Annotated in this window: 20 protein-coding genes; 8 read left to right on the top strand and 12 right to left on the bottom strand. The window is 71.8% G+C overall.

The features are described from left to right. Positions 1 to 33: 33 nt before the first annotated feature. From ACVWWH_RS13120 to ACVWWH_RS13105, 4 genes are all read right to left on the bottom strand, one after another. On the bottom strand, positions 34 to 699 hold the full coding sequence (locus tag ACVWWH_RS13120; RefSeq protein WP_447418826.1) for a lysophospholipid acyltransferase family protein: 666 nt from the start codon (positions 697 to 699) through the stop codon (positions 34 to 36). Next, positions 693 to 1,391 carry an HAD hydrolase-like protein gene (locus tag ACVWWH_RS13115; protein ID WP_457316866.1) on the bottom strand — a complete coding sequence of 233 codons (699 nt, stop codon included), beginning with the start codon at positions 1,389 to 1,391 and terminating at the stop codon, positions 693 to 695. Before ACVWWH_RS13115 ends, ACVWWH_RS13120 begins: the two co-directional genes overlap by 7 nt. Before the next feature lie 116 nt (positions 1,392 to 1,507). Then, on the bottom strand, positions 1,508 to 4,369 hold the full coding sequence (gene uvrA / locus ACVWWH_RS13110) for an excinuclease ABC subunit UvrA (RefSeq protein ID WP_457316875.1): 2,862 nt from the start codon (positions 4,367 to 4,369) through the stop codon (positions 1,508 to 1,510). Between the two features lie 166 nt (positions 4,370 to 4,535). Continuing rightward, positions 4,536 to 4,928, bottom strand: a complete 393-nt coding sequence (locus ACVWWH_RS13105) for a GntR family transcriptional regulator (RefSeq protein WP_457316865.1) — start codon at positions 4,926 to 4,928, stop codon at positions 4,536 to 4,538. Positions 4,929 to 4,964: 36 nt separating this feature from the next. Here ACVWWH_RS13105 and ACVWWH_RS13100 point away from each other — a divergent pair, with 36 nt between their 5' ends. Then, a complete protein-coding gene (locus ACVWWH_RS13100) occupies positions 4,965 to 5,615 on the top strand; it encodes an MBL fold metallo-hydrolase (protein ID WP_066497625.1) in 651 nt (216 codons plus the stop codon). Positions 5,616 to 5,620: 5 nt separating this feature from the next. Beyond that, a complete protein-coding gene (locus ACVWWH_RS13095; protein WP_457316864.1) occupies positions 5,621 to 6,529 on the top strand; it encodes an amidohydrolase family protein in 909 nt (302 codons plus the stop codon). Here the strand turns inward: ACVWWH_RS13095 and ACVWWH_RS13090 are convergent. Continuing rightward, entirely contained in the window at positions 6,526 to 7,332 is an 807-nt protein-coding gene (locus ACVWWH_RS13090) for a trans-aconitate 2-methyltransferase (RefSeq protein ID WP_066497624.1), read from the bottom strand. The genes ACVWWH_RS13095 and ACVWWH_RS13090 overlap by 4 nt on opposite strands. A 34-nt stretch (positions 7,333 to 7,366) precedes the next feature. Between ACVWWH_RS13090 and ACVWWH_RS13085 the strand changes: the two genes are divergently transcribed. The 4 genes from ACVWWH_RS13085 to ACVWWH_RS13070 all read left to right on the top strand — a co-directional run bounded on the left by ACVWWH_RS13085 (position 7,367) and on the right by ACVWWH_RS13070 (position 13,395). Continuing rightward, the gene (locus tag ACVWWH_RS13085; RefSeq protein ID WP_457316863.1) at positions 7,367 to 9,928 is read left to right on the top strand and encodes a DEAD/DEAH box helicase; all 2,562 of its coding nucleotides are present in this window, start codon (positions 7,367 to 7,369) and stop codon (positions 9,926 to 9,928) included. 10 nt (positions 9,929 to 9,938) lie between these two features. Then, the gene (locus ACVWWH_RS13080; protein ID WP_457316862.1) at positions 9,939 to 10,460 is read left to right on the top strand and encodes an N-acetyltransferase family protein; all 522 of its coding nucleotides are present in this window, start codon (positions 9,939 to 9,941) and stop codon (positions 10,458 to 10,460) included. Between the two features lie 86 nt (positions 10,461 to 10,546). Then, the gene (locus ACVWWH_RS13075) at positions 10,547 to 11,821 is read left to right on the top strand and encodes an alpha/beta fold hydrolase (RefSeq protein WP_457316874.1); all 1,275 of its coding nucleotides are present in this window, start codon (positions 10,547 to 10,549) and stop codon (positions 11,819 to 11,821) included. Positions 11,822 to 11,865: 44 nt separating this feature from the next. Beyond that, entirely contained in the window at positions 11,866 to 13,395 is a 1,530-nt protein-coding gene (locus ACVWWH_RS13070; protein WP_457316861.1) for a DUF222 domain-containing protein, read from the top strand. A 158-nt stretch (positions 13,396 to 13,553) separates the two neighbouring features. On the opposite strand, the gene ACVWWH_RS13065 is transcribed toward ACVWWH_RS13070, so the two are convergent. The 3 genes from ACVWWH_RS13065 to coaE form a co-directional block, all read right to left on the bottom strand. Continuing rightward, on the bottom strand, positions 13,554 to 14,918 hold the full coding sequence (locus ACVWWH_RS13065) for an MFS transporter (protein WP_457316860.1): 1,365 nt from the start codon (positions 14,916 to 14,918) through the stop codon (positions 13,554 to 13,556). Further along, positions 14,911 to 17,019 (bottom strand): excinuclease ABC subunit UvrB, encoded by a 2,109-nt coding sequence (uvrB, locus tag ACVWWH_RS13060; protein WP_457316859.1) that lies wholly within the window; start codon positions 17,017 to 17,019, stop codon positions 14,911 to 14,913. The genes ACVWWH_RS13065 and uvrB overlap by 8 nt, the downstream gene beginning before the upstream one ends. Before the next feature lie 116 nt (positions 17,020 to 17,135). Continuing rightward, a complete protein-coding gene (coaE, locus tag ACVWWH_RS13055; protein WP_457316858.1) occupies positions 17,136 to 17,753 on the bottom strand; it encodes a dephospho-CoA kinase in 618 nt (205 codons plus the stop codon). Positions 17,754 to 17,788: 35 nt separating this feature from the next. On the opposite strand from coaE, the gene ACVWWH_RS13050 reads away from it, so the two are divergent. After that, a complete protein-coding gene (locus ACVWWH_RS13050) occupies positions 17,789 to 18,469 on the top strand; it encodes an IMPACT family protein (RefSeq protein WP_457316857.1) in 681 nt (226 codons plus the stop codon). A gap of 79 nt (positions 18,470 to 18,548) precedes the next feature. On the opposite strand, the gene rpsA is transcribed toward ACVWWH_RS13050, so the two are convergent. The 4 genes from rpsA to polA all read right to left on the bottom strand — a co-directional run bounded on the left by rpsA (position 18,549) and on the right by polA (position 25,415). After that, positions 18,549 to 20,012 carry a 30S ribosomal protein S1 gene (gene rpsA, locus ACVWWH_RS13045; RefSeq protein ID WP_066497610.1) on the bottom strand — a complete coding sequence of 488 codons (1,464 nt, stop codon included), beginning with the start codon at positions 20,010 to 20,012 and terminating at the stop codon, positions 18,549 to 18,551. 175 nt (positions 20,013 to 20,187) lie between these two features. Further along, complete coding sequence (locus ACVWWH_RS13040) at positions 20,188 to 21,054, bottom strand: polysaccharide deacetylase family protein (protein WP_066497609.1); 867 nt, start codon at positions 21,052 to 21,054, stop codon at positions 20,188 to 20,190. A gap of 171 nt (positions 21,055 to 21,225) precedes the next feature. Next, on the bottom strand, positions 21,226 to 22,554 hold the full coding sequence (locus ACVWWH_RS13035) for a GNAT family N-acetyltransferase (protein WP_457316856.1): 1,329 nt from the start codon (positions 22,552 to 22,554) through the stop codon (positions 21,226 to 21,228). Positions 22,555 to 22,631: 77 nt separating this feature from the next. Further along, positions 22,632 to 25,415 (bottom strand): DNA polymerase I, encoded by a 2,784-nt coding sequence (gene polA / locus ACVWWH_RS13030; protein WP_457316855.1) that lies wholly within the window; start codon positions 25,413 to 25,415, stop codon positions 22,632 to 22,634. Between polA and ACVWWH_RS13025 the strand changes: the two genes are divergently transcribed. Further along, entirely contained in the window at positions 25,414 to 25,974 is a 561-nt protein-coding gene (locus ACVWWH_RS13025) for a hotdog fold thioesterase (RefSeq protein WP_229710678.1), read from the top strand. The genes polA and ACVWWH_RS13025 overlap by 2 nt on opposite strands. Positions 25,975 to 25,994: the final 20 nt, after the last annotated feature.

Raw genomic sequence — 25,994 nt, 5'->3', positions numbered from 1 at the left:
CCGCGGCGACGGCCCTCGGGCCCGCCGCCGGCGCTAGTGCGAGGGCGGCTTGTTGTAGCCGGCCGCCCGCTCCTGCCCCGTGAGGGCCGCGATGGCATCCATGATCCGATCGGTGGCCTCGCGCCGGAGCGGGAGCGAGTGGTCCGGGCCGGTCTTCTCGAACCACAGCGGCTCGCCCACGCGCATCTCGAAGTGCTGGGGCCTGATGGAGTTCGTGTCGGCGGGCTGGAGGTTCTCCGTGCCGACGAGCCCGACGGGGACCACGGGGGCACCGGTGGTGAGCGCCAGCCAGCCGACGCCGGTCCGGCCCCGGTAGAGCAGGCCGTCGCGGGAGCGGGTCCCCTCAGGGTAGATCCCGATCCCCTTGCCCTCATCGAGGATGTCGAGCAGCGTCTTGAGGGCCGCCACGCTCGCGGCCTGCTCGCCGCGCTCCACGGGGATGGACCCCACGCCTTCGAAGAAGGCCTTCATGAGCTTGCCCTTGACTCCCTTGCCGGTGAAGTACTCGGCCTTCGCGAAGAACGCGACGCCGCGGGGCATGAGCGCCTGGATGATCACGGAGTCGAGGAACGAGAGGTGGTTCGAGGCGACGATGAAGGGGCCGCTCTCGGGCACGTTCTCGAGCCCTGTCACGGTGGGACGGCAAAGGCCGCCGATCAGGCCGCGGATGCTCTGCCGGGTCATGGAGTAGATCAGCATGCTGCAGCCTCCGGTGCGCGGTGGAGCACGACGTCGATGGCGCGCCCGAGCTCGTCTGCGTCGCCGACGGCGGCGGCCAGGTCGAGGGACGCGAACTCGCCCGCGGGCGCGAAGCCCCACCGCACGCCGATGCAGGGGAGCCCGTTCGCCGCGGCACCGGCGGCGTCGTGCCGCCGGTCGCCGATCATGACCGAGCGCTCGGCCCGGCCGTGGTTCGTCACGAGGGCGGCGCGGACGATCCCCGCCTTCCCGTCTTGGGCAGGCGGCAGCGTCTCGTCGTCGGGGGCGCCGTGGATGCTGTGGAAGTGGACGTCGAGCCCGTGCGTGCGCAGGAGGCGCTCGGCGAGGTTCTGCGGCTTCTGGGTCGCGACGGCGAGGTGCACCCCCTCGGCCCGGAGGCGGCCGAGCAGCTCGGGGATGCCCGGGTAGGGCCGGCTCTGGCCCATCCCGTGCGAGATGTAGCGCTGGCGGTAGGTGTGCACGACCGCCGAGAGCGTCTCCTCGGGCACGTCTGCGAGCCGGTGCAGCGACTCCAGGAGCGGTGGTCCCACCATGCTCGAGAGCGTCTCGCCGTCGGGGACGGGCAGCCCGTGAGCCTGCAGCGCGAACGCGATGCCGCCGGTGATGCTCCCCGCCGGGTCGATGAGGGTTCCGTCCAGATCGAAGATCGCGAGCGCGGGGCTGTCAGTCACCGGGACAGTCTCGCACATCGCCCGCGCGGGACCGAAACGGACACGGGCAGGGCATGAACGCCGCGGCATGGATCGGTCGATCCATGCCGCGGCGCTCATGTTCGGGCGGCCGGGGGCTACCCTTCGCTGCCGAGGATCTCGGCGAGGAACATGCCCGTGTAGCTGCCCTCCGCCCGCGAGACCTGCTCGGGCGTTCCGGTGGCCACGATCCGGCCGCCGCCGGAGCCGCCGTTCGGGCCGAGGTCGATGATCCAGTCGGCGCTCTTGATCACGTCGAGGTTGTGCTCGATGGTGATCACGGTGTTGCCCTTCTCGACCAGGGACTGCAGGACGAGGAGCAGCTTGCGGATGTCCTCGAAGTGCAGGCCCGTGGTCGGCTCGTCCAGGACGTAGGCGCTGCGGCCGTTGGAGCGCTTCTGCAGTTCCGCGGCGAGCTTGACGCGCTGGGCCTCCCCGCCGGACAGGGTGGTGGCCGGCTGCCCGAGCCGGACGTAGCCGAGGCCCACGTCGACGAGGGTGTTCAGGTGCCGGGCGATCGGGCTGAACGCCGCGAAGAACTCGGCCGCCTCGTCGATCGGCATGTTCAGCACGTCCGCGATCGTCTTGCCCTTGTAGTGCACCTCGAGGGTCTCGCGGTTGTAGCGTGCCCCGTGGCACACCTCGCAGGGGACGTACACGTCCGGGAGGAAGTTCATCTCGATCTTGAGCGTGCCGTCACCGCTGCACGCCTCGCAGCGGCCGCCCTTGACGTTGAACGAGAAGCGGCCCGGCATGTAGCCGCGGACCTTCGCCTCGTTCGTCTCCGCGAAGAGCTTGCGGATGTGGTCGAACACCCCGGTGTAGGTCGCCGGGTTGGACCGCGGAGTGCGTCCGATCGGGCTCTGGTCGACGTGGATGACCTTGTCGAGGTGCTCGAGGCCCTCGATGCGCGTGTGGCGCCCCGCCACCTGCTTGGCACCGTTCAGGCGGTTCGCGAGCACCTTGTACAGGATGTCGTTGACCAGCGTGGACTTCCCGGAGCCGCTCACGCCGGTCACGGCGGTGAGCACCCCGAGGGGGAAGGTCACGTCGACACCCTGCAGGTTGTGCTCGCGGGCCCCGACGACCTTGAGCTGGCGCTTGCGGTCCACCTTGCGGCGCTTGGCCGGCACCTCGATGGAACGCCGCCCCGACAGGTAGTCACCGGTGAGCGAGGCGGTGTTCGCCTTGAGGTCCTCGAGCGTGCCCGAGTGGACGACCTCTCCCCCGTGCTCGCCCGCGCCCGGACCGATGTCGACGATCCAGTCCGCCTCATGGATGGTGTCCTCGTCGTGCTCGACGACGATGAGCGTGTTGCCGAGGTCGCGCAGGCGGGTCAGGGTCTCGATCAGGCGGCGGTTGTCGCGCTGGTGCAGGCCGATGCTCGGCTCGTCCAGGACGTACAGGACGCCGACGAGGCCGGATCCGATCTGGGTCGCGAGCCTGATCCGCTGGGCCTCGCCGCCGGAGAGCGTGCCGGCCGCCCGCTCGAGGTTGAGGTACTCGAGGCCCACATCGAGCAGGAAGCGCAGGCGCGCGTCGATCTCCTTGAGGACCTGCGCGGCGATCTGCTCCTCGCGGCGCGTGAGCTCGAGCGTGGCCAGGAAGGTCCTCGCCTCCTGCAGTGGCAGCCTGCTGACGTCCGCGATGGAGCGTCCGCCGACCAGGACCGAGAGCGAGGCGGGGTTCAGGCGCGCGCCGCCGCACTCGGGGCACGGGATCTCCCGCATGTACTCCTCGTACCGGTCGCGGGCGGAGTCCGACTCGGTCTCGAGGTGCTTGCGCTGGATGTAGGCGATCGCGCCCTCGAACCCGGTGCTGTACTTGCGCTCGCGGCCGAACCGGTTGCGGTACTGGACGACGACCTTGTGGTCCTTGCCGTACAGCACCGCGTCCCGGGCGTACTCCGGGAGGCTGTGCCACGGGGTGGTCATCGAGAACCCGAGGTCGTCGGCGAGGCCCGCGAGGAGCCTGGTCCAGTACTCCTGGGTCGCGGTCCCGAGCGACCAGGGGGCGATGGCGCCCTCGGAGAGGCTCAGCTGGGCGTCGGGCACGACGAGGTCGACGTCCACCTCGAGCTTCGTGCCGATGCCGGTGCACGCCGGGCACGCGCCGAACGGGTTGTTGAAGGAGAAGGACCGCGGCTCGATCTCGTCGATCGCGAGGGGGTGCTCGTTGGGGCACGCCAGGTGCTCCGAGAACGCCCGCAGCCGCACGTCGTCGTCCTCGTCGAGGTCCACGAAGTCTGCGAGGACCCGGCCCTCGGCGAGGCCGAGCGCCGTCTCCACCGAATCGGCGAGGCGCTGGCGGATCCCCTCCTTCACCACGAGCCGGTCGACGACGACCTCGATGGTGTGCTTGAACTGCTTGCCGAGCTTGGGCGGCTCGGAGAGCTGCACGAGCGAGCCGTCGACCCTGGCCCGGGAATAGCCCTTGGCGGCGAGCTCCTTGAACAGGTCCACGAACTCGCCCTTGCGGCCCCGCACCACCGGGGCGAGCAGCTGGAAGCGGGTGCCCTCCGGCATCTCGAGGAGCTGGTCGACGATCTGCTGCGGGGTCTGGCGGGTCACCGGCTCATGGCAGATTGGGCAGTGCGGGCGGCCCACGCGCGCCCAGAGGAGGCGCATGTAGTCGTAGATCTCGGTGATCGTGCCCACGGTCGAGCGCGGGTTCTTGCTCGTGGACTTCTGGTCGATCGAGACGGCCGGGGAGAGGCCCTCGATGAAGTCGACATCGGGCTTGTCCACCTGGCCGAGGAACTGGCGGGCGTAGGCCGAGAGGGACTCGACGTACCGGCGCTGGCCCTCCGCGAAGATCGTGTCGAACGCGAGCGAGGACTTCCCCGAACCCGAGAGCCCGGTGAAGACGATCATCGCATCGCGCGGCAGGTCCAGGTCGACGTTGCGGAGGTTGTGCTCGCGCGCCCCCTTGACGACGAGGCGGGACTGGTCATGCGGCATCAGCGTGTCCTGGAGCACGGCAGCGGCCGTGGCCGGCCCCGGCCGCTCGCCATCCAGGACGTTCTCCTGCTCGGACATGGACTCGTTGAGTGTGGGCAGACTCTGCACCTGTCTATGCTAGTGGACAGGATCGAAATTCGAAAATGTCTTCGATGTGACCTTGGGCTCACCCGGCCTGCGGACGCTCCCGGGCGTACGCCGCGGTCACGAGGGCCACGGCCTCCTCGAGCGAGCACCCCCGGGCCGCCGCGGCGCCGGCGAACGCCGCCGCAGCCGCCGCGAGCTCCGAGTCGCGCTGGTCCCTCGGGGCCACCGTGGTACCCGCGCGCCCGGCCGTCGCGAGGACGCCCGCCTCCTCGAGCTCGCGGTAGGCGCGCGCCACGGTATGGGGCGCGACCCCCAGCTCCCCCGCGAGAGCCCGCACCGACGGCAGCTTCGCGCCGACCTCCAGGCTCCCGCTCTCCACGAGCTCCAGGATGCGCCGCCGAAGCTGCTCGAAGAGCGGCACTGCCAGCTCCGCGTTCGGGCGCCAGCGCCCCGGGAAATCACCCACTGCCATTGGCCCAGCGTAACCAAGCCGCCTAGGGTGGCGTCCATGAGCACCCTCGTGAAAGACCTCGGGCGCGTCACGGTGCGCCGGATCTCCGTGAGCGACATGGACAACAACGTCTACCTCATCACCTCCAAGTCCTCGGGGGCCCAGGTCCTCATCGATGCCGCCGACGACCTTCCGGCCATCCGCGCGCTGCTCGCCGAGGGCGCGGCCGACGCGCATGCCCCGGCGAAGCTCGCCCTGATCGCGACGACGCACCAGCACTGGGACCATGTCCGGGCGCTCGAGGGGCTCGTCGAGGAGACGGGCGCACCGGTCGCCGCGGGCCGGCAGGATGTCTCCGGCATCCCGGCGCCCGTGGGGATGGTCCTCGACCACGGCGACGTGGGCACCTTCGACGGGTTCGAGCTCACCGCCGTCCACCTGCGCGGGCACACGCCCGGATCGATTGCCTACGTGCTGTCCGAGCCCGATTCCGCGCCCCTCATCTTCTCCGGCGACTCCCTCTTCCCCGGGGGCGTCGGCAACACCCAGAAGGACCGCGACCGCTTCGCGCTGCTCTACGGCGACGTCGTCGAGCGTCTCTTCGGCGCCTACCCGGACGAGTCCGAGGTCCACCCCGGGCACGGCAGGCCCACCACGCTCGGGGCAGAGCGCCCGCACCTCGCCGAGTGGAAGGAGCGGGGCTGGTAGCCGACGTGCGGACCACTGCCGGCCCGGCCTCGGACGCCGAGATCCCCGCCTACCTGGAACGCCTCGGCATCCCGGCGCTCGCGGACATCCACGTGCACTTCCTCCCGTCGGCCATGCTGGAGAAGGTCTGGGCCTACTTCGACGCGGCGGAGGACCGGTACGGCTGGCCGTGGCCCATCGCCTACCGCGTCAGCGAGGAGGAACGGCTGCGGCTCGCGCGCAGCTTCGGCCTCGCGGCGATCCCCGCGCTCACGTATCCCCACAAGCCGGGCATGGCCGCCTGGCTCAACGCCTGGTGCGCCGAGTTCGCCCGGCGGGTCCCCGACGCGGTCCACTGCGGCACGATGTACCCGGAACCCGACGCCGCCGACTACGTCGGGCACGCCCTGGCCTCGGGGGCACGCCTCTTCAAGGTCCACCTGCAGGTGGGCGGGTTCGGCCCGGACGATCCGCTGCTCGAGCCGGCGTGGGCCCTGCTCGAGGACGCCGCCGTCCCCGTGGTCATGCACGCCGGGTCCAAGCCGCTCCCCGGGCAGTTCACCGGCCCGCAGCGGGTCCGGGCCCTCCTGGACCTCCACCCCCGGCTCACCCTGGTGATCGCGCACCTCGGCATGCCCGAGTACTGGGAGTTCCCCGACCTCGCCGCGGCGTACCCGAACGTGCACCTCGACACCACCATGTCGGCGACCGACTTCACCGAGCGGTTCGCGCCCCTGCCGGACGGCTTCCCTGGCCGCCTCGCGGAGTTGGCGGACCGCGTGGTCCTCGGCTCGGACTTCCCGAACATCCCGTACCCCTACGCCCACCAGCTCGCCGCGCTCGCGCGGCTCGGCCTCGGCGACGAGTGGATGCGCAAGGTCCTGTGGCACAACGGGGCCCGGCTCCTCAGCCTCGAGGAGCCGGCCGCGGGCTAGGCCCGCTCCGGCTTGCGCCCCACGCAGAAGATCCGGCGGAAGGGGTAGACGGTCGTGAGGACTCCGTCCCGTTCGGCGGACGGGTATGCGTCGTAGAGGAGCTGGTTGTACTGCTCCTCGAACTGGGCGGCCTCAGCGGGAGAGAGGGCGTCGAGCACGGGGCGCAGACCCGTTCCGCGCACCCAGGTGAGGACGGCGTCCTCCCCGGTGAGGACCTGGCAGTACGTGGTCTCCCAGACATCGGCGTCCCAGCCGGCGTCGAGCAGGAGCTCGAGGTAGGCGCGCGGCTCGGACACGGGGTCGGTGTGGCGGAGGACGCCGCGCAGCCGGTGGTCCCACTGGGAGGACTCGGCGAGCTCGCGCATGAGGGCATGGGAGGGGGCCGAGAAGTTGCCCGGCACCTGGACCGCCAGCCACGCCCCGGGGGCGAGCTGCTCGAGCCAGCGGCCCATGAGGCCCTGGTGCCCGGGCACCCACTGGAGGGCAGCGTTCGAGACGACCACGTCGACGTCGTCCTCCGGCTCCCAATGGAGGATGTCACCGTGCCGGAACGAGAGCCGGTCGCGACCGGCGAACCGCGAGCGGGCGGCGTCGAGCATCTCCTCCGAGCTGTCCAGCCCCTCCACGAGGGCGCCCGGCCAGCGCTCGGCCAGCGTGGCGGTGAGCTCCCCCGGGCCGCAGCCGAGGTCGACGACGCGGCGGGGCGCCTCGGCGGCGATGCGTCCGGTGAGGTCGTAGAACGGCCGCGACCGATGGTCCCCGAACGCGGTGTAGAGGGCCGGGTCCCACGTGGGCGAACTCATGGGACCACGCTAATCCGGATAGTCTGGGGGCGCCATGCGACTCGACACCCTGATCCCCGCGCCGTCCTCCCCTTCCGACTCCCGAGGGTCCTTGCAGGACGAGGTCTACGACGCGTTCGTCGGCTGGGCCGAGGCCCGCGGACTCTCCCTCTACCCCGCCCAGGACGAGGCGGTGCTCGAGATCGTCTCCGGCTCGAACGTGATCCTGGCGACGCCGACCGGCTCGGGCAAGTCCCTCGTGGCGGTCGCGGCGCACTTCCACGGGCTCGCGACGGGCCAGCGCAGCTACTACACCGCCCCGATCAAGGCGCTCGTGTCGGAGAAGTTCTTCGCGCTATGCGAGATCTTCGGCGCCGAGAACGTCGGCATGGTCACGGGCGACTCCTCGGTGAACCCCGACGCGCCGATCATCTGCTGCACCGCCGAGATCCTCGCCAACCATGCCCTCCGCCTCGGCGACGCCGCCGAGCTCGGGCCGGTGATCATGGACGAGTTCCACTTCTACTCCGACCCGCAGCGCGGCTGGGCGTGGCAGGTCCCGCTCCTCGAGCTCCCCCAGGCGCAGTTCCTCCTCATGAGCGCCACGCTCGGGGACGTGAGCCGGTTCGAGCGCGAGCTCACCGAGCGCACGGGGCGGACGACGACGGTGGTCGCCCACGCGGAACGGCCCATCCCGCTGCACTACTACTACGAGGAGAAGCCCGTCCACGAGACCCTCGAGGAACTGCTCGCGACGAAGCAGGTCCCCGTCTACGTGGTGCACTTCAGCCAGCTCGAGGCGATCGAGCGGGCCCAGCAGCTCATGAGCGTGAACATGTGCACGCGGGAGGAGAAGGACCGGATCGCCGAGCTGATCGCCGGGTTCCGGTTCGCCGCCGGGTTCGGCAAGGCCCTCAACCGGCTCGTCCGGCACGGCATCGGGGTGCACCATGCGGGCATGCTGCCCAAGTACCGCCGCCTCGTCGAGCAGCTCGCGCAGGCGGGCCTGCTCAAGGTCATCTGCGGCACGGACACCCTCGGCGTCGGGATCAACGTGCCCATCCGCACCGTCCTGCTCACCGCCCTGAGCAAGTTCGACGGGACGCGCACCCGCCACCTCAACGCCCGGGAGTTCCACCAGATCGCCGGGCGCGCGGGCCGGGCCGGGTACGACACCGCGGGGACCGTCGTCGTGCAGGCACCCGAGCATGTCGTGGAGAACAACCGGGCCATGGAGAAGGCACGGGCCAAGTTCGGCGACGACGCGCGCAAGCTGCGGCAGGTCGTGAAGAAGAAGCCGCCCGAGGGGTTCGTGTCCTGGGGCCGGCCCACGTTCGAGAAGCTCGTCGAGGCCTCCCCCGAGCCGCTGAGCTCGAGCTTCACCGTGACGCACGCGATGCTCCTGAACCTCATGGCGCGTCCCGGCAATCCCTTCACCGCCGCACACCGGCTCCTCACCGAGAACCACGAGCCCCGGCCCGTCCAGCTGCGCCTCATGCGCCGGGCCCTCGGCATCCTGCGAGAGCTCATGGCCGCCGACGTGGTCGAGCGGATTCCCGACGCCGAGCTCACCCCCGAGCAGCGCGCGAGCGGGCACACCCTGCGCCTGACCGTGGACCTGCAGGAGAACTTCGCGCTCAACCAGCCGCTCTCCCCCTTCGCGCTCGCGGCCCTGGACCTCCTGGACCCGGAGTCGCCCTCGTACGCCCTCGACGTCGTCTCCGTGATCGAGGCCACCCTCGAGAAGCCGCGGCAGATCCTCTCGGCCCAGCTCAAGCGCGCCAAGACCGAGGCGGTCGCCGCCATGAAGGCCGAGGGGATGGAGTACACCGAGCGGATGAACGCGCTCGATGCCGTCACCTACCCCGAGCCCCTCAAGGAACTGCTCGAGGCCGCCTTCGAGACGTACCGCCGGCACGCACCCTGGGTGGGCGACTTCGAGCTCGCCCCCAAGTCTGTGGTCCGGGACATGTACGAGCGGGCCATGGACTTCGGCGAGTTCGTCCAGTTCTACGGCCTCGCCCGCAGCGAGGGGATCGTGCTCCGCTACCTGACCGACGCGTTCAAGGCGCTGCGCCAGACCGTCCCGCAGGACGCCCTGCGCGAGGACCTCGAGGACCTCGTCGCGTGGCTCGGCGAGCTGGTGCGCCAGGTCGACTCCTCGCTGCTGGACGAGTGGGAGGAACTCACGAGCGGGAAGGACCTGCACGCCCACGACGCGCCACCCCCTCCCCCGCCGGCGCTCACCGCCAACGTGCGGGCCTTCCGGGTCATGGTCCGCAACGAGCTGTTCCGCCGGGTCGAGCTCTTCGCGGACGAGGACTCCGACGCGCTCGCCGCGCTGGACGGCGACGAAGGGTTCGGGGTCGCCGCGTGGGAGGACGCGCTCGATGCCTACTTCGAGGAGCACGAGGACATCGGCACCGGCCCCGACGCGCGCGGGCCGCAGCTGCTCATCATCGACGAGCAGCCGGGCGTGTGGCACGTGCGGCAGATCTTCGACGACCCTGCCGGGAACCGCGACTGGGGGTTCTCCGCCGACGTGGACCTCGCCGCGAGCGATGCCGCGGGCAGCGCCGTGATCCGTCTGACCGCGGTGGGCAGGCTCGGGGGCTAAGTTGGAAGGCATGGGCCTTTCCACCACCGCACTGCTCCGGGCCGCCGAGCCTGCCGACGTCCCCGTGATCCTCGACCTCATCCACGAGCTCGCGGTCTACGAGAAGGAGCCGGACGCGGTGAAGAACACCGTGGAGGCGCTCACGGCCCAGCTGTTCGGCGAGAACCCGGCGATCTTCGCCCATGTGATCGAGGAGGACCGCGCCGGCGCCGGCGAGGTCATGGGCTTCGCGCTGTGGTTCCTGAATTACTCGACGTGGGAGGGCACCCACGGGATCTACCTCGAGGACCTCTACGTGCGCCCCGCCGCGCGCGGCCGCGGCTACGGGAAGGCCCTGCTGGCCGAGCTCGCCCGCATCGCCGTGGAGCGCGGCTACGCACGGGTCGAGTGGGCGGTCCTGAAGTGGAATGAGCCCTCGATCGGCTTCTACCGCAGCCTCGGGGCGGTGCCGATGGAGGAATGGGACACGTTCCGCCTCACCGGCGGGGCGCTCGCGGAGTTCGGAGCCTCGGCGGCAGGGTCGGCGGGGTGAGCACGACGCCGGGCGGCCGGTTGCGCACGACGGGTGCGGCGCCGTCGTCCGCCCACCGGATCGTCGGAGCGCACGAGTTCCGCGGGATGCGCACCGTGGAGCACCTCTTCGCGGTGCCGCTCGACCACGGGCGCCCCGACGGCGAGCTCATCGAGGTGTTCGCGCGGGAGTACGTCGCCGCCGCCCACCCCGCCGACGCCGTGGAGCGGCTGCCCTGGCTCGTCTTCCTCCAGGGCGGTCCCGGTGGCCGCGGCGGCCGGGTGACGAGCCTGAGCGGCTGGATGAAGGCCGCGGCCCAGGACTTCCGCATCCTCATGCTCGACCAGCGCGGCACCGGCCTGTCGACCCCAGCGGACCGGACCACCCTCCCCCGCCGTGGAGGCCCGGCCGCGCAGGCCGCGTACCTCGCGCATTTCAGGGCCGACTCGATCGTCCTCGACTGCGAGGTGATCCGGCGCGAGCTCGGGTCCGGGCCCTGGACCGTGTTCGGACAGAGCTTCGGCGGGTTCTGCGCCCTCAGCTATCTCTCCCTCGCCCCGCAGGGCCTCCGGCGCGCGATCATCACCGGCGGACTCGCGCCCCTCGACGGCCCGGCGGAGCGCGTCTACCGCGCCACCTACGCTCGGGTCGCCGCGCGCAATGCCGAGTACTTCGGCTGGTATCCGGACGACCGGGCGCGGGTGGCCGAGGTGATGGCCCATCTGGACGCGGCGGACGAGCGCCTCCCGTCCGGGGAGCGGCTCACGCCGGAGCGCTTCCAGCTCGTCGGGAGCCTGCTGGGCGGCAACACCCGTGTGGACCAGCTGCACTACCTGCTCGAGGACGCCTTCACCCTCGGCACGGACGGTCCGCACCTCTCCGACGGGTTCCTGGCCCAGGTGCACACCCTCGTGACGCGGGCCCCGAACCCGCTCTACGCCGTGCTCCACGAGGCCATCTACGCCCAGGGCGAGGCCACCGACTGGGCCGCGTGGCGGGTCCTGGACGAGCACCCCGAGTTCCGGCCCGACGCCGCCGAGCCCCTGCTGCTCGGCGAGATGGTCATGCCGTGGTACTTCGAGCAGGACCCCGCGCTCGTGCCGCTCGCCGAGACCGCGCGCCTCCTGACCGAGACGGCGGACTGGGGGCCGCTGTACGATCCGGGCCGCCTCGCGGCGAACGAGGTGCCGGTCGCCGCGGCCGTCTACCGCGACGACATCTTCGTGGACCGCGGCCTCTCCCTCGAGACGGCCGGCCGGGTGCGGGGGCTCAACGTCTGGGAGACCGGCGACTTCCACCACGACGGGATCTCGGACGACGGCGAGGCCATCTTCGCGCGCCTCCTGGCGATGGCCGACCCGGACCGCGCGCCCGGCGGCTGACGGGGGGTGCGAGAACTGTCGGACCCCTGTGATGGGATCAGTGCATGGGGGAATACCGCGGTTCGGCGCACGACGGCGAGTGGTCGCCGTCGGCGGACGGCGCGCCGTGGGCTGTCCCCACGGAGAAGGCCGGGGACGCTCCGCTGAGCTGGGTGGAGGCGTGGGACCCCGCTGCAGCCGACGCGGAGCCCCTGAGCGAGCCCGCGCGTCGGGCGGCCGAGCGGCTCTTCCGGGTCGACTCGCTCGTGGACGGGCTCTCGGTGTGCCGGGCGATGGAGTCCCAGCTGCACGCCGACCGGGCCAAGGGCATCCGGCGGATCGCCCTGCTGCTGGGCGCGGGCTCGGCCAGCCCCCTGGAACGGCTTGAGGCACTCTCGCTCACCGCGGCCGAGGTCGCCGCCGAGCTGTCCCTGCCCGCGCGCGCCGCCCGGGCACTGGTCGCCGAGTGCCTCGCCCTGACCGAGCCCATGGCTGCCCCTGTGCTGGCCGGGCTCGAGGATGGCCGGCTCGACCGGGAGCGGGCTCGGACAGTCCTGGGCGCGGCGGGCTCGGTGCCCGAAGCAGCGGCCGCGGAGTTCATCGGGCGGGCCGTCCGCCTCGCCTCGGCGGAGCGCTCGCCGGGCGGGGCTGCGGCCCACTGTGCGGTGCGGCCATCGGTGCCCGCGCTCCGCCGTTCCCTGCGGCGGCTCGCCGAGGAATACTCCGCCGACACCCTCGCTGTGCGGTCGCGTGCGGCACGCGACCATCGCCGTGTCGAGATCGATCCCTGCGACGACGGGATGTGCTGCCTCACCGCCTATCTTCCGCTCGCCGACGGCGCCATGATCGACACGCGGCTGCAGGCCATCGCCCGTGCGCAGGCCGCCGACGACCCCCGCACCACGGCCCAGAAGCGCGTGGACGCATTCACGGGCCTCCTCCTGGGGCCGGTGAAGGGACGCGGCAGGGCGCCCATGGATACGGCGGCGGAGAGGCCGGGGGGCATGGGCGAGCCACGTGGCGGCGTCCGCACGGAGATCGTCGTGACCATCCCGTACGGCACCGTGCTGCCCGCCCCCGGTCCCGCCGCACCCGGCCCCGACGCGCTCGGTTCCACGGCCGCTGGGCTGAATCTCGCGGAAGCCCCCGCCGAGATCCAGGGCTACGGGCTCGTCGATGCCGAGACGGCGCGGTCGCTGGCGGCCCACGCGGCCACCTGGGTGGGCGCTGTCGTCGACCCGGACTCCGGCGTCCCCTTGGCGCTCGGCCGCACCCGCTACACGCCCCCAGCCGCGCTGCGCCGCTACCTCGCGTTCAGAGACACTGGCTGCACGTTCCCCGGGTGCGACGCCCCGCACCCCCGCACAGAGGCAGACCATATCCATGGGTGGTCACGCGGCGGCAGCACGGGTCCGGACAACCTCGCCCTTCTCTGCCCCGAGCACCACCGCATCAAGACGCTCGGGCACTGGAGAGCGGAGCACGACGCCGCGGCGGGCACCACGGTGTGGACCTCGCGCCTCGGCCGCACCCATGTCACGCGCGGCACGCCCCTGGCGCCACCACCCCGGCCTCCGCAACCGCCCCCGTTCTGAGCTGCAGGAGGTGCTGAGCTGCAGGAGGTTCTGAGCTGCAGGAGGCAGAGAGAGCGCTGGCCGGTTCCCACTCCGGAGGCCCCTCGATGAGCTGGCCCGCCCGATGAGCTGGTCCGTCCCCACGAGCCGGTTTGTCAAGGCATGAGCCAGCCAGTCCGTCAGGCCGGATCGAAGCGTCGGCGCCCCGCCATGGACCGCGTCACGGCAAGTACGAGCACGGCGACGCTGAGGACACCGGCTGCCAGGGCGAGCCCCTCGAACCCGATGAGCGCCATCGCGACCCCGGAGAGCGCACCGCCGGCGGCGCCGGCGAGGCCCATGGCGGTGTCGCTCGCACCCTGCGCCTGGACTCGGTGCACGGGCTCGACGCTCTCGGCGAGCAGCGCGGAGCCGGCGATCGTCGCCGCGGACCATCCGAGCCCGAGCAGCACGAGGCCCACAGCAACGGCCGGTGGGCTGGGCGCGCCAACTGCCGCGACAGCGACGGCGAGCACGAGCACCACGTGGCCCCCGGCGAGCACGCGGCGGCGCCCGTACCGGTCCGAGAGCCAGCCCATGAGCGGCGAGAGCGCATACATCCCGGCGATGTGCAGCGAGATCGTGAAGCCGATCAGCGCGAACGAATCGGTGCTCACGTGGCCCTCGTGCCCCATGGCTGCCATCGGGCCCACCGTGACCTGCTGGAGGTGAAGCGGTGTCATCGACATGACGGAGACCATGACGGCGTGCGCCGCCACGACGCCCAGGACGCCGAGGACGGCGTCGGGTGACGTGCGGATCGCGTGCACGCCGCCCCTGAACGCCGCACCCCACGGGGCCCCTGCACGCCCTGCGGCAGCGGGTTGGTGGGCAGCGTCCTGGATCCCGGCGCGGCGGCGGGCTTCGAGCAGCGGATCGGGGCGCAGGCCGACGAGCAGGATCACTGCGGCCAGTGCCATGCCCGTGACCGAGATGACGAACGGCCCGGCGGTCTCGGGCAGGTGGAGGGCCCTGCCGAGGGCGGCGCCCGGCCGGATGAGGTTGGGGCCTGCGACCGCACCCACGGTGATCGACCACACGACGAGCGAGAGGTCCCGGCCGCGGTGGGCCGCGCCGGCGAGGTCCACCGCTGCGAAGCGCGACTGGAGGTTCACGGCTGTCCCCACCCCGAGCAGCGCCCCACCGGCCAGCAGGAGTGCCAGCGACGTGGTGACCGTGGAGAGCACCACGGCGAGCGAGCCTGCCATGGCGAGGACGAGTCCCACGACGAGCGCCCTCCGACGTCCCTTCGCCGCGGCCAGGCCGGCCAACGGGAGGGCGGCGACGGCCGCCGTCAGGGTGAGCACGGTGGTGACAGAGCCTGCCCAGGCGTCGGAGCCGCCGTACTGGACGGCGAGCAGCGACCCGATCGCGAGCGTGGCCCCGTTCCCGAGACCGCTCAGGAGCTGAGCGCTGGCCAGGACGCCGACCGTCCTGCGCTGCATGCGGCGCTGCGCCGTGGAGGGTTCCAGCACGCCGGCCTCAGGCAGGGCTGCCTCACGCATGGCCGGCGGCCTGCATCTGCCGCAGTTCCTTCTTCAGGTCCGCCACCTCGTCCCGGAGCCTGGCCGCGAGCTCGAACTGGAGTTCGGCGGCGGCCCCGTGCATCTGCTCGGTGAGCTGCTCGATGAGCCCGATCAGATCCTCGGCGGGGGCGGCCGCGACCCCGTCCTTGCGGACGGTCTCCTGCCCGGTCGCGACGACCTTCGCGGCGGAGTACCCGCGCTTGCCCTTGCCGTAGTCGAACTGCTTGATCAGCTTCTCGGTGTCCTGGTCCTCCCGGGCGAGCTGATCGGTGATGTCGGCGATGCGCTTGCGCAGCGGCTGGGGATCGATGCCCCGCTCCTTGTTGAACGCCATCTGGATCTCCCGGCGTCGGTTCGTCTCGTCGATGGCCTGCGCCATGGAGTCGGTGATCCTGTCCGCGTACATGTGGACCTGGCCGGAGACGTTGCGGGCCGCGCGGCCGATCGTCTGGATGAGGGACGTCGCGGAGCGCAGGAAGCCCTCCTTGTCGGCGTCCAGGATGCTCACGAGCGAGACCTCCGGCAGGTCCAGGCCCTCGCGGAGGAGGTTGATGCCCACGAGGACGTCGAAGGTGCCGAGCCGCAGCTCCCGCAGGAGCTCGACGCGCCGGAGCGTGTCGACGTCGGAATGGAGGTACTGGACCTTGACGCCGTGGCCGAGCAGGTACTCGGTGAGGTCCTCGGCCATCCTCTTCGTGAGGGTCGTGACGAGCACGCGCTCGTCCCGCTCGACCCTGTCGCGGATCTCCCCGAGGAGGTCGTCGATCTGCCCCTTCGTGGGCTTGACCACCACCTCCGGGTCCACGAGGCCGGTGGGCCGGATGATCTGCTGCACCACGCCGTCCGCTTTACCGAGCTCGTACTTGCCCGGGGTGGCGGAAAGGTAGATCGTCTGGCCGATCCGCTCGAGGAACTCGTCCCACTTCAGCGGACGGTTGTCCATCGCGGAGGGCAGGCGGAAGCCATGCTCGACCAGAGTGCGCTTGCGCGACATGTCTCCCTCGTACATGGCTCCGATCTGCGGAACGGTCACATGGGACTCGTCGATGACGAGCAGGAAGTCGTCGGGGAAGTAGTCCAGGAGGCAGTGCGGCGCGGTGCCGGGGCCACGGCCGTCGATGTGCCGGGAGTAGTTCTCGATGCCGTTGCAGAACCCCATCTGCTGCATCATCTCGAGGTCGTAGGTGGTGCGCATGCGCAGCCGCTGGGCTTCGACGAGCTTGTTCTGCGACTCGAGCAGCTGCAGCCGCTCGGCGAGCTCGTCCTCGATGCCCTGGATCGCCTTGGCCATCCGCTCGGGTCCGGCGACGTAGTGGCTCGCGGGGAAGACGTACATCTCCGTCTCCTCGCGGATCACCTCGCCCGTGAGGGGGTGCAGGGTGTGGATCGACTCGATCTCGTCGCCGAAGAACTCGATCCGCAGCGCCTGCTCCTCGTACATCGGGATGATCTCGACGGTGTCGCCCCGCACGCGGAACGTGCCGCGGTGGAAGTCCATGTCGTTGCGCACGTACTGCATCGCGACGAACCGCCGCAGGAGCGCATCCCGGTCCATCTCCATCCCGCGCCGCAGGGTGACCATCCCGGCGACGTACTCCTCGGGCGTGCCCAGGCCGTAGATGCACGAGACGGTCGCGACGACGACCACATCGCGGCGCGTGAGCAGCGCGTTCGTCGCCGAGTGGCGCAGCCGCTCGACCTCCTCGTTGATCGAGGAGTCCTTCTCGATGTAGGTGTCCGACTGCGGCACGTAGGCCTCGGGCTGGTAGTAGTCGTAGTAGGAGACGAAGTACTCGACGGCGTTGTTGGGCAGGAGCTCGCGGAATTCGTTGGCGAGCTGCGCCGCGAGGGTCTTGTTCTGCACCATCACGAGGGTCGGGCGCTGGAGCTTCTCGATCACCCAGGCTGTCGTGGCGCTCTTGCCGGTGCCGGTGGCGCCGAGGAGCACCACGTCCTTCTCGCCGTTCTGGATGCGCTCGGCGATCTCGGCGATCGCGGTCGGCTGATCACCCGCCGGCTGGTACTCGCTGATCACCTCGAAGGGCGCGACGACGCGGTTGATCTCCTGGGCAAGGCTCATGCTCCCAATCTACGCCGGGCTGCGGACAGCGGGTGTCCGCAGGGCGGCGCGATCGCCACGGGCTGACAAGGCCGGCGTCGGCAGGCGTCCCCAGGGGTGGGCCGGCCTGCCGGGGCTCAGTCCTCGCGTGTGGCGGCGGGCGCGAGCACATCGTCCCAGAGCCGGTCCACGGCGGCGTGCAGGGCGGAGAGGGAACCGGTGTTCGCCACCACGTGGTCGGCGGCGGCGAGGCGCTGTTCCCGGGTGGCCTGGGCCGCCATGCGGGACCTGGCCTCGGCCTCGTCCATCCCGTTACGGGCGAGGAGCCGAGCCAGCCGCACGTCGTCGGGCGCATCGACGACCACGACGACGTCGAACGCGCCCGCCTGGCCCGTCTCGACGAGCAGGGGGATGTCCTGGACCACGACGGCGTGCGGGTCGGCGGCCACGGCGTCCCTGGCGAGCTGCGCGGCACGGGCCCGCACACGGGGGTGGATGATGGCGTTGAGCATGTCGCGGCGGGAGGGGTCAGCGAACACGATGGCGCCCAGCGCGGCCCGGTCGAGCGTGCCGTCCGGTGCGAGCACGTCCTCGCCGAAGGCCTCGACGACCTCGGCGAGCCCGTCGCTGCCGGGCGCCACGGCCTCGCGCGCCAGGACGTCCGCGTCCACGATCACGGCGCCGCGCTCGGCGAGCCGCCGCGACACCTCCGACTTCCCTGCGGCGATGCCGCCCGTCAGGCCCACTCTCAGCACGGCACCAGCCTAGTGGACCTCCTAGACTGGGCCCGGTGACCGAGACGCCCAGCCATGCCACCACCTATACGACCGTGGACGGGGAGCACCGCCGCGAGCTCGAGGTCAAGCGGTCGCGCTTCATCACGGTGCTGCGCCGGGCCGCGAGCGAGGAGGAGGCCCGCGCCCTCGTCGCCGGGCTGCGGCGGGAGTTCCACGACGCCCGCCACCACTGCAGCGCGTTCGTCCTCGGCCCCGACCGCACGACCCAGCGCAGCAGCGACGACGGCGAGCCCTCGGGCACCGCGGGCATCCCGATGCTGGAGGCGCTCCTGCGGCGTGAGACGCACGACGGCGTGGCCGACCTCAGCGACGTCGCTGCGGTGGTGGTGAGGTACTTCGGCGGCATCCTCCTGGGCGCTGGAGGGCTCGTGCGGGCGTACTCGGAGTCGGTCTCGGCGGCGCTGGACACCGCCCCGCTCCTGCGCCGCGAGAGGCTCCGGCTCGTCGGGATCGACGTGCCGCATGCGGCCGCACCGCGCCTCGAGAACGACCTGCGCGCGGGCGGCGTGCTCGTGGCCGGCACGGACTACGGCGCCGCCGGGGCGAGGGTGCGCGTGGCGCTCGCGGACAGCGAGGCGGGAGCCGCGGAGTTCGCGTCCAGGCTCGCGGGGCTGACCGCCGGGACCGCGGCGGCCGTCGCGCTCGGGACCTCGTGGGTGGACGTGCGGACATGACGAGGGCGGGCCCTGCCTGAGCAGGACCCGCCCTCGTCAGCGGTGTCGGTACCGGCGGCCTAGCGGGCCGCGGTCACGATCAGTTGCCGGTCAGCTTCTCGCGGAGCGCGGCAAGCGCCTCGTCCGAGGCGAGCGTGCCGTGCTCGGACGCCGGGGCCTCGGAGGAGTACGTGGTCGGCGCCGACTCGTGGCCGCCGGACGCGGCGGCCGCGTCGTCGGCAAGGTGCTGCGCGACCTGCTTCTTGTGCGCCTCCCAGCGGGCCTGGGCGTCGGCGTACTGCTGCTCCCACGCGGCGCGCTGCGTCTCGTAGCCCTCGAGCCACTCGTTGGACTCCGGGTCGAAGCCCTCCGGGTACTTGTAGTTGCCCTCCTCGTCGTACTCGGCAGCCATGCCGTAGAGCGCCGGGTCGAACTCGGTCGAGTCCGGGTCCACGCCCTCGTTGGCCTGCTTGAGCGACAGGGAGATGCGGCGACGCTCGAGGTCGATGTCGATGACCTTGACGAAGAGCTCGTCGCCGACGGAGACAACCTGCTCGGCGAGGTCCACGTGGCGGACCGCCAGCTCCGAGATGTGCACGAGGCCCTCGATGCCGTCCTCGACGCGGACGAACGCGCCGAACGGAACGAGCTTCGTGACCTTGCCCGGGACGACCTGGCCCAGCGCGTGCGTGCGGGCGAAGGTCTGCCACGGATCCTCCTGCGTCGCCTTGAGCGACAGGGAGACACGCTCGCGGTCCAGATCCACCTCGAGCACCTCGACCGTGACCTCCTGGCCGACCTCGACGACCTCGGACGGGTGGTCGATGTGCTTCCAGGACAGCTCCGAGACGTGGACGAGGCCGTCGACGCCGCCGAGGTCCACGAACGCACCGAAGTTGACGATCGAGGACACGACGCCCGTGCGGACCTGGCCCTTCTCGAGCTTGTTGAGGAAGGAGGAGCGGACCTCGGACTGGGTCTGCTCGAGCCACGCACGGCGGGACAGGACCACGTTGTTGCGGTTCTTGTCCAGCTCGATGATCTTCGCCTCGAGCTTCTGGCCGATGTACGGCGCCAGGTCGCGGACGCGGCGCATCTCGACCAGCGAGGCCGGGAGGAAGCCACGGAGGCCGATGTCGAGGATGAGGCCACCCTTGACCACCTCGATGACAGTGCCGGTGACGACGCCGTCCTCCTCCTTGATCTTCTCGATGTCGCCCCAGGCGCGCTCGTACTGGGCGCGCTTCTTGGACAGGATCAGGCGGCCTTCCTTGTCCTCCTTGGTGAGAACGAGGGCCTCGACCTGATCACCGACGGCGACGACCTCGGACGGGTCGACGTCGTGCTTGATGGAGAGCTCGCGGGAGGGGATGACACCCTCCGTCTTGTACCCGATGTCAAGGAGGACCTCGTCGCGGTCGACCTTGACAACGGTGCCCTCGACAAGGTCGCCGTCGTTGAAGTACTTGATGGTGGCGTCGACGGCGGCGAGGAACTCCTCGGGCGTGCCGATGTCGTTGATGGCGACCTGCGGCGTGGAGGAGGTCGTGGAGGTGATGGTCATGTAGTAGGGGCTCCGATGTGGATAGTTGGTCGGTCACCCAGACGCGTGCGGCCGCACGGTCCGGCTGAAGTGTTGGTGGTGGTGCTGCGCACTACGCGCCCCACCAGTCTAATTGGCGGTCCCAACAGGGGTCAAAACGTGCCGGGCAGATGGCGCAGCCGATTCCGGGCCGACGCTATTCCCAGGGCAGGCCCGCCCTCGAGAGGGTGGTGAAGGTGGTCCCCTGCCCTGTCAGCCGCGGCAGCGCCGCCTCGTAGCCCCGCGCGGTGCCGCCCTCGGGATGGTTCATGTGGCTGATCACGATGTCTCCGGCGCGCGCCTTCCCGACCTCCGTGGCCACCTGCCCAGGCGAGAAGGTCGCGCCGCCGTCGCCATTGAGGGAGAAGCCGACCGGGACGAGGCCGACGGCCCGGACCACATCCGCGGCCACGTCGTCGTAGTAGGCGGTGCCGGGCCGGTACCAAGGGCGGGGAGTGCCCATGAGCGACTCGAGATGTGCCCTGTTGGAGAGGAGCTCCTCATAGACGGCGGCGAGGGAGGCCGTGCCGGGGATGCCGTAGGCCGCCCGCCCGGTCACCGAGAGCGGGCGGTGCGCCGTGCCGTGGTCCGCGAGCTCGAACAGCGGGTCGGCCGCCAGCTCGGCGGCAGGCCCGGGATTCGCCGCGATCCAGCGGGCGTTGAGGAACAGCGTCGCAGGGACGCGGTGCTTCCTCAGGGCGGCGATGAGGCGGGCGTCGTATCCCCCGCCCCCGCGGCCTCCGCAGGCGTCGAAGGTGAGGGCGACGGACGCGACGGCGCCGCGGGTCACGACGCCGGGCACCTGGAGCCCCCACGCCTTCGGCAGGCGCCCGGCGAACTGCCGGCCGATCTGCTCGGCGGTGGGACGCGGACGGACCGCGGGGCCGGTCGGCGCCGCGCCGCCCGGGGCCGCACCGGACGCTCTGTCGGGAGCGCCGGCGGACAGCGAGGCGGTCGGCGCGGGCGCGCACGCGGCCAGTGCCAGTGCTGGCAGGGCGGTGAGCACACGTCGGCGCGCGAGCATGGAGGCTCCAGGGAACGGGGGAACGGGAAACGGTCGGTACGGGCGTCCCGGGCAGTACCGGGACACCCATTGCGAGGATACCGCCGCGGCGCGACGTTCGGGGAAACCTGCATGCTGTGCCGCCGGACGTTGCGCTGCCGTCGAGGCTGTGCCCGTCGGGGCCAGGACGGCCTAGAAGTGCGTGAGGCAGTGGGCGGGGCGCTCCACGGCGAGCATCCGGGCAAGCTCAGTTGCCGCCGCCGGACGCCCGGCGCCGACGCGGATGCGGCCCGCCTCGGCGAGCGTCACCGGGCTCACCCCGCCGACGTAGGCCGAGGAGAGCTCCGCGATGTCCATGACGAGGTCGTCCTGAGCGGGGTCGTCGTGGGCGAGGCGGGAAACCTGCGCGGTGCCCGCCGAGGAGGACAGGCGGTACCTGCCGTCGGTGAACCCGAGCGGGTCCTGGATGCGCAGGACCAGCTCGCCGTCGTGCGCCAGCTTCCGCGCCGACAGGGCGGCCTCGACGTCGAGGATCCGCAGCCACAGCATGTCCCGCACCGAGCCGGTGCGCACCACCCGCGGGTCCTCGAGGGCCCACACGAGCGGGTCGTCCACGGGGGCGTCCTCCCACTCGATGCGCTCGATCAGGTCGAGCGAACCGAGGAAGTCCCACAGCCCGAGGTAGGCCTCCGGGGTCGCCGCGACGACGTCGCGCAGCTCCATGGTGGGCGGTTCCGTCTCCCAGCCGCGGAACGCGTACGCGGCGTAGCCGTCGGGGGTGCCCTGCTCGTCGAGGTGCACCGCGACGCGCACGCCGTGGTCCTCTCCCCCGGTCTCCTCGTTCCACTGGCCCGCCGCCCGCAGTCGATAGCGCTCCTGCCGACCCAGTGAGCCGGGGATCGCGCGGTGGGCACGGGCGAAGATCTCCGGGGCGAGGTCCAGCATCGCCGCCGGCTCGGCCGCGACCACCCGGCCGCGCACGGATGCCGCGAGCCGGAACCGCGGCCCCGTCTCGACGCTCACGCTCCGCTCGTGCGTCGCGACGCCGTAGCCGAAGCGCCGGTAGATCGAGGCCTCGGAGGCCGTCAGCGCGGCGACCGGCACGCCGTCGGCCTTCGCCCGGGCGAGGTCCTCGGACATGAGGCGGCGGAGGAGTCCGCGGCGCCGGTGGTCCGTCCGGACGGTGACGGCCGTGACCATGTGGGCGGGGACGAGCACCCCGTGGCCCACGTTGAGGGTCTTGCGGAACGTGGCGAAGGTGGCCACCGGGCGCCCGGCATCCAGCGCCGGGGCTGCGGCGGGAGCCGTCGCATACGCACCGGTGAGCTCACGGTCGTCGGCCACCGACGACTCGGCGATCCGTGCGCTGAGCTCGTCCCGCCCGGGCTTCTGGTAGAAGCCGTAGTGCACTGCCTCGATCCACCGCTTGGTGTCCGCGTAGTCGGGCGACGACACCGGCCGCGGCCGGAACCGGCGGATCTCGTAGTCGGTACCGCCCGGCGTTCCCGTGTCCGCGCCCATTCCCCGATTCCCCCTCGTGTCGGTGCTGTGTCGTAGCGGTGCTGTGGCGTCCCAGTGCCCGGGGCCAGCGCGTCGTGTCAGTGCCCGGCGTCGTTCCAGGTGCGGCCCACGCCGATCTGGACGTCGAGCGGGACGCTCAGCTCGGCGGCCGAGCCCATCTCGTGCTCGACGATGCTCCGCACGGCCGCCTCCTCGCCGGGCGCGACCTCGACCACGAGCTCGTCGTGGATCTGCAGGAGGAGCCGGGATCCGAGGCCGCTCTCGCGCAGGCGCCCTTCGACGCCGATCATCGCCCGCTTGATGATGTCCGCCGCCGAGCCCTGGATCGGCGAGTTGAGCGCAATCCGCTCGGCCAGCTCGCGGTGCACCCGGTTGGTGCTCGTCAGGTCCGGGAGGTAGCGGCGACGCCCGAAGATCGTCTGGGTGTAGCCGTCCTGCCGGGCCTGCTCCACGACGCCCCGGAGGTAGTCCCTCACGGCCCCGAAGCGGTCGAAGTAGTCCTTCATGAGGGTGCGGGCCTCGTCCACGGAGATCTCGAGCTGCTTGGACAGCCCGAAGGAGGACAGCCCGTAGGCGAGCCCGTAGCTCATCGCCTTGACCTTCGAGCGCATCTCGCTCGTCACGTCCGCGGGGGCGACGTGGAAGATGCGCGAGCCGACGAAGCGGTGCAGGTCCTCCCCCTGCCGGTACGCCTCGATGAGGCCCTCGTCGCCGGACAGGTGCGCCATGATGCGCATCTCGATCTGCGAGTAGTCGGCCGACAGCAGGGACTCGTAGCCCTCCCCCGCGACGAACACGTCGCGCACCCGTCGGCCCTCCTCGGAGCGGATCGGGATGTTCTGCAGGTTCGGGTTGTTCGAGGACAGGCGGCCCGTCGCGGCGATCGTCTGGGCGTAGGTCGTGTGGATGCGGCCGTCGGCCGTGACCGCCTTCTTGAGGGTCTCGACCATCTGCCGCAGCTTGCTCGACTCGCGGTGGGCCATGAGCGCCTCGAGGAAGGGGTGCCCCGTCTTGTCGAGGAGTTCCTTGAGCGAGGCGGCGTCCGTCGTGTAGCCCGTCTTGATCTTCTTCGTCTTGGGCAGCGCGAGCTCCTCGAAGAGCACCGTCTGCAGCTGCTTGGGCGAGCCGAGGTTGACCTGGTGGCCGATCGCCTCGTAGGCCGCGGCGGCGGCCTGCTCGCTCGCGGCGCCCAGCTCCGCCATCAGCGCGTCGATCTGCTGCTGGTCCACGGTGATGCCGGCCCACTCCATGTCGAGCAGGACCCGCGAGAGCGGCAGCTCCATATCCTGCAGGAGCCCGCTCGCCCCGACCTCCTCGAGTTTGGGGGCGAGGGCTTCGTGGAGGGCGTGCACGACGGCGGCCTTCCGGGCGAGCGCCGTGGCCGCGGCTTCCGCGCCGTCGAGGTCCAGCGCGAGCTGGCCGGTGGCCGGAGCGCCGGCCGCGAGCTCGATGCCGAGATGGTGCTGGGCGAGGTCGCCGAGCGCGTAGGAGCGGCGGTCCGGCTCCGCGAGGTAGCCGGAGATCGAGACGTCGTCGACGACGCCGGCGAGCTCCGTCCCGCGCCCTCGGAGGGCCTTCCCGGTCTCCTTGAACTCGGCCGTGGCCTTCGTCACCGAGGCATCTTCGAGCCAGGCCGCGAGGGGCGCGGGGACGCCGCCGTCGCCGCCGTCGAGCGGGACCACGACGGCGGCTCCCGCCGTCGCGAGCGCGACCGCCTCGGCGCGGGGCCGGGGCCCTGCCCCGTCGGTGCGGACCACGACCGCGACGGGCCGCCCGCCCGCGCCCGCGGTGAGGTCCGCGAGGGCGGCGGCCAGCCCGGCGTCGTCCGCCGGAACGGAATGCGGCGGCACGTGGAAGGCGTCCGGGGTCTCCTCGGGGCCCTCCGTGCCGAAGACGTCGTAGACGCGCGCCCGCAGCGCCTTGAACTCGAGCTCGTCGAAGAGTGCCTCGACGGCCGCGCGCTCGGGGCGCGGGTCGGCGAGGTCGTCGAGGGCGAGCGGCAGCTCGAGGTCGGTCAGGAGCCGGTTCAGCTGCCGGTTGCGCCGCACTGCCTCGATGTTTGCCCGCAGGCTCTCCCCTGCCTTGCCCTTGATCTCGTCCGCGTGCTCGAGCACGCCCTCGAGTCCGCCGTACTGGGTGATCCACTTCGCGGCCGTCTTGGGGCCCACGCCGGGGACGCCGGGCAGGTTGTCCGCGGACTCGCCCACCAGGGCGGCGAGGTCGGGATAGCGGGCCGGCGGGACGAAGTACTTCTCCTCGATCGCCGCCGCGTCCATGCGCGGGATGTCGCTCACGCCCTTGCGCGGGTAGAGCACGGCCACGTGGTCGTCGACGAGCTGGAAGGTGTCGCGGTCGCCGGAGACGAGCAGCACCTCGAAGCCGGCCGCCGCGCCCTGGGCGGCGAGGGTCGCGAGGATGTCGTCGGCCTCGTGCCCGGGCAGTTCCATCGTGCGGACGCCGAGGGCGCCCATGACCTTCTTGATGTAGTCGATCTGGCCGGCGAACTCGGGCGGCGTCGCGTTGCGCCCGCCCTTGTACTCGCTGTAGATCACCTTGCGCTGCGTGGTCTCGTCGCTGACGTCGAACGCGACGGCGACGTGGGTGGGCTGCTGGTCGCGCACGAGGTTGATGAGCATCGACGTGAAGCCGTGCACGGCGTTCGTGTGCTGGCCCGCGGCGTTGACGAAGCTGTCCGCCGGCAGGGCGAAGAAGGCGCGGAACGCCATTGAGTGGCCGTCCAGGACCAGCAGCCGCCCCTGCCGTCCCGCGGGGGCCCCGGCTGCTGCCGTCGGGGCGGCCGTGGGTGCAGGAGGGGCGAGGGTTTTGCTGGTTTCAGTCACGGGTGCCAGCCTAGTGGGCATGCAGGACAATTTCACCGCGATGGACGGGGGCCCCGCGGCCCGCGAGGATGCCGGCGCAGGGGGCGGAGCCGGGGCGGCTGCCGAGCGCGACGCGGCGGCGGAACTCGAGGCCGCCGGGATCCCCGAGCGGCTGCGGCCCTGGCTCGCCGCCCGCGGCGTGGGCGCGCTCGTGGTCAAGATGGGGATCGTGTTCGAGGAGCTGACGGCGGAGCGCGCGGTCGCGACCATGCCGGTCGAGGGCAACACCCAGATCGCCGGGATCCTGCATGGCGGCGCCCACGCGGTGCTGGCCGAGACGCTGGGATCGTTCGCCGCCTCGCTCCACGCCGGCGCGGGCCGGCATGCGGTGGGTGTGGACCTCAACGCCACCCATCACCGCGCAGCCGTCAGCGGCAGGGTGCGGGGCACGTGCACCGCGCTCCACCTCGGCCGTACGCTCGCGACGCACGAGATCGTCATCACCGGCGAGGACGGCCGCCGGCTGTGCACCGCGCGCATCACGAACCTCCTCCGGGACGACCCGACGGGGCCTGGCGAGGATGCCCAGGCCGGCGCGTAGCGCAGCCCGACGGTCCCGCC

Source organism: Sinomonas sp. RB5, assembly GCF_054063535.1.
The sequence above is the reverse complement of the archived record's forward strand: the minus strand, read 5'-3'. Positions and strand labels throughout refer to the sequence as shown.

What these genes read in the sequence shown, in the direction of transcription:
- ACVWWH_RS13120 (WP_447418826.1), bottom strand. Translation starts at nt 699, where the DNA reads ATGCTGATCTACTCCATGACCCGGCAGAGCATCCGCGGCCTGATCGGC.
- uvrA (WP_457316875.1), bottom strand. Translation starts at nt 4,369, where the DNA reads ATGCCGCATGACCAGTCCCGCCTCGTCGTCAAGGGGGCGCGCGAGCAC.
- ACVWWH_RS13105 (WP_457316865.1), bottom strand. Translation starts at nt 4,928, where the DNA reads ATGGCAGTGGGTGATTTCCCGGGGCGCTGGCGCCCGAACGCGGAGCTG.
- ACVWWH_RS13100 (WP_066497625.1), top strand. Translation starts at nt 4,965, where the DNA reads ATGAGCACCCTCGTGAAAGACCTCGGGCGCGTCACGGTGCGCCGGATC.
- ACVWWH_RS13090 (WP_066497624.1), bottom strand. Translation starts at nt 7,332, where the DNA reads ATGAGTTCGCCCACGTGGGACCCGGCCCTCTACACCGCGTTCGGGGAC.
- ACVWWH_RS13085 (WP_457316863.1), top strand. Translation starts at nt 7,367, where the DNA reads ATGCGACTCGACACCCTGATCCCCGCGCCGTCCTCCCCTTCCGACTCC.
- ACVWWH_RS13080 (WP_457316862.1), top strand. Translation starts at nt 9,939, where the DNA reads ATGGGCCTTTCCACCACCGCACTGCTCCGGGCCGCCGAGCCTGCCGAC.
- ACVWWH_RS13075 (WP_457316874.1), top strand. Translation starts at nt 10,547, where the DNA reads ATGCGCACCGTGGAGCACCTCTTCGCGGTGCCGCTCGACCACGGGCGC.
- ACVWWH_RS13070 (WP_457316861.1), top strand. Translation starts at nt 11,866, where the DNA reads ATGGGGGAATACCGCGGTTCGGCGCACGACGGCGAGTGGTCGCCGTCG.
- ACVWWH_RS13065 (WP_457316860.1), bottom strand. Translation starts at nt 14,918, where the DNA reads ATGCGTGAGGCAGCCCTGCCTGAGGCCGGCGTGCTGGAACCCTCCACG.
- uvrB (WP_457316859.1), bottom strand. Translation starts at nt 17,019, where the DNA reads ATGAGCCTTGCCCAGGAGATCAACCGCGTCGTCGCGCCCTTCGAGGTG.
- rpsA (WP_066497610.1), bottom strand. Translation starts at nt 20,012, where the DNA reads ATGACCATCACCTCCACGACCTCCTCCACGCCGCAGGTCGCCATCAAC.
- ACVWWH_RS13040 (WP_066497609.1), bottom strand. Translation starts at nt 21,054, where the DNA reads ATGCTCGCGCGCCGACGTGTGCTCACCGCCCTGCCAGCACTGGCACTG.
- ACVWWH_RS13035 (WP_457316856.1), bottom strand. Translation starts at nt 22,554, where the DNA reads ATGGGCGCGGACACGGGAACGCCGGGCGGTACCGACTACGAGATCCGC.
- ACVWWH_RS13025 (WP_229710678.1), top strand. Translation starts at nt 25,414, where the DNA reads ATGCAGGACAATTTCACCGCGATGGACGGGGGCCCCGCGGCCCGCGAG.
- polA (WP_457316855.1), bottom strand. Translation starts at nt 25,415, where the DNA reads ATGCCCACTAGGCTGGCACCCGTGACTGAAACCAGCAAAACCCTCGCC.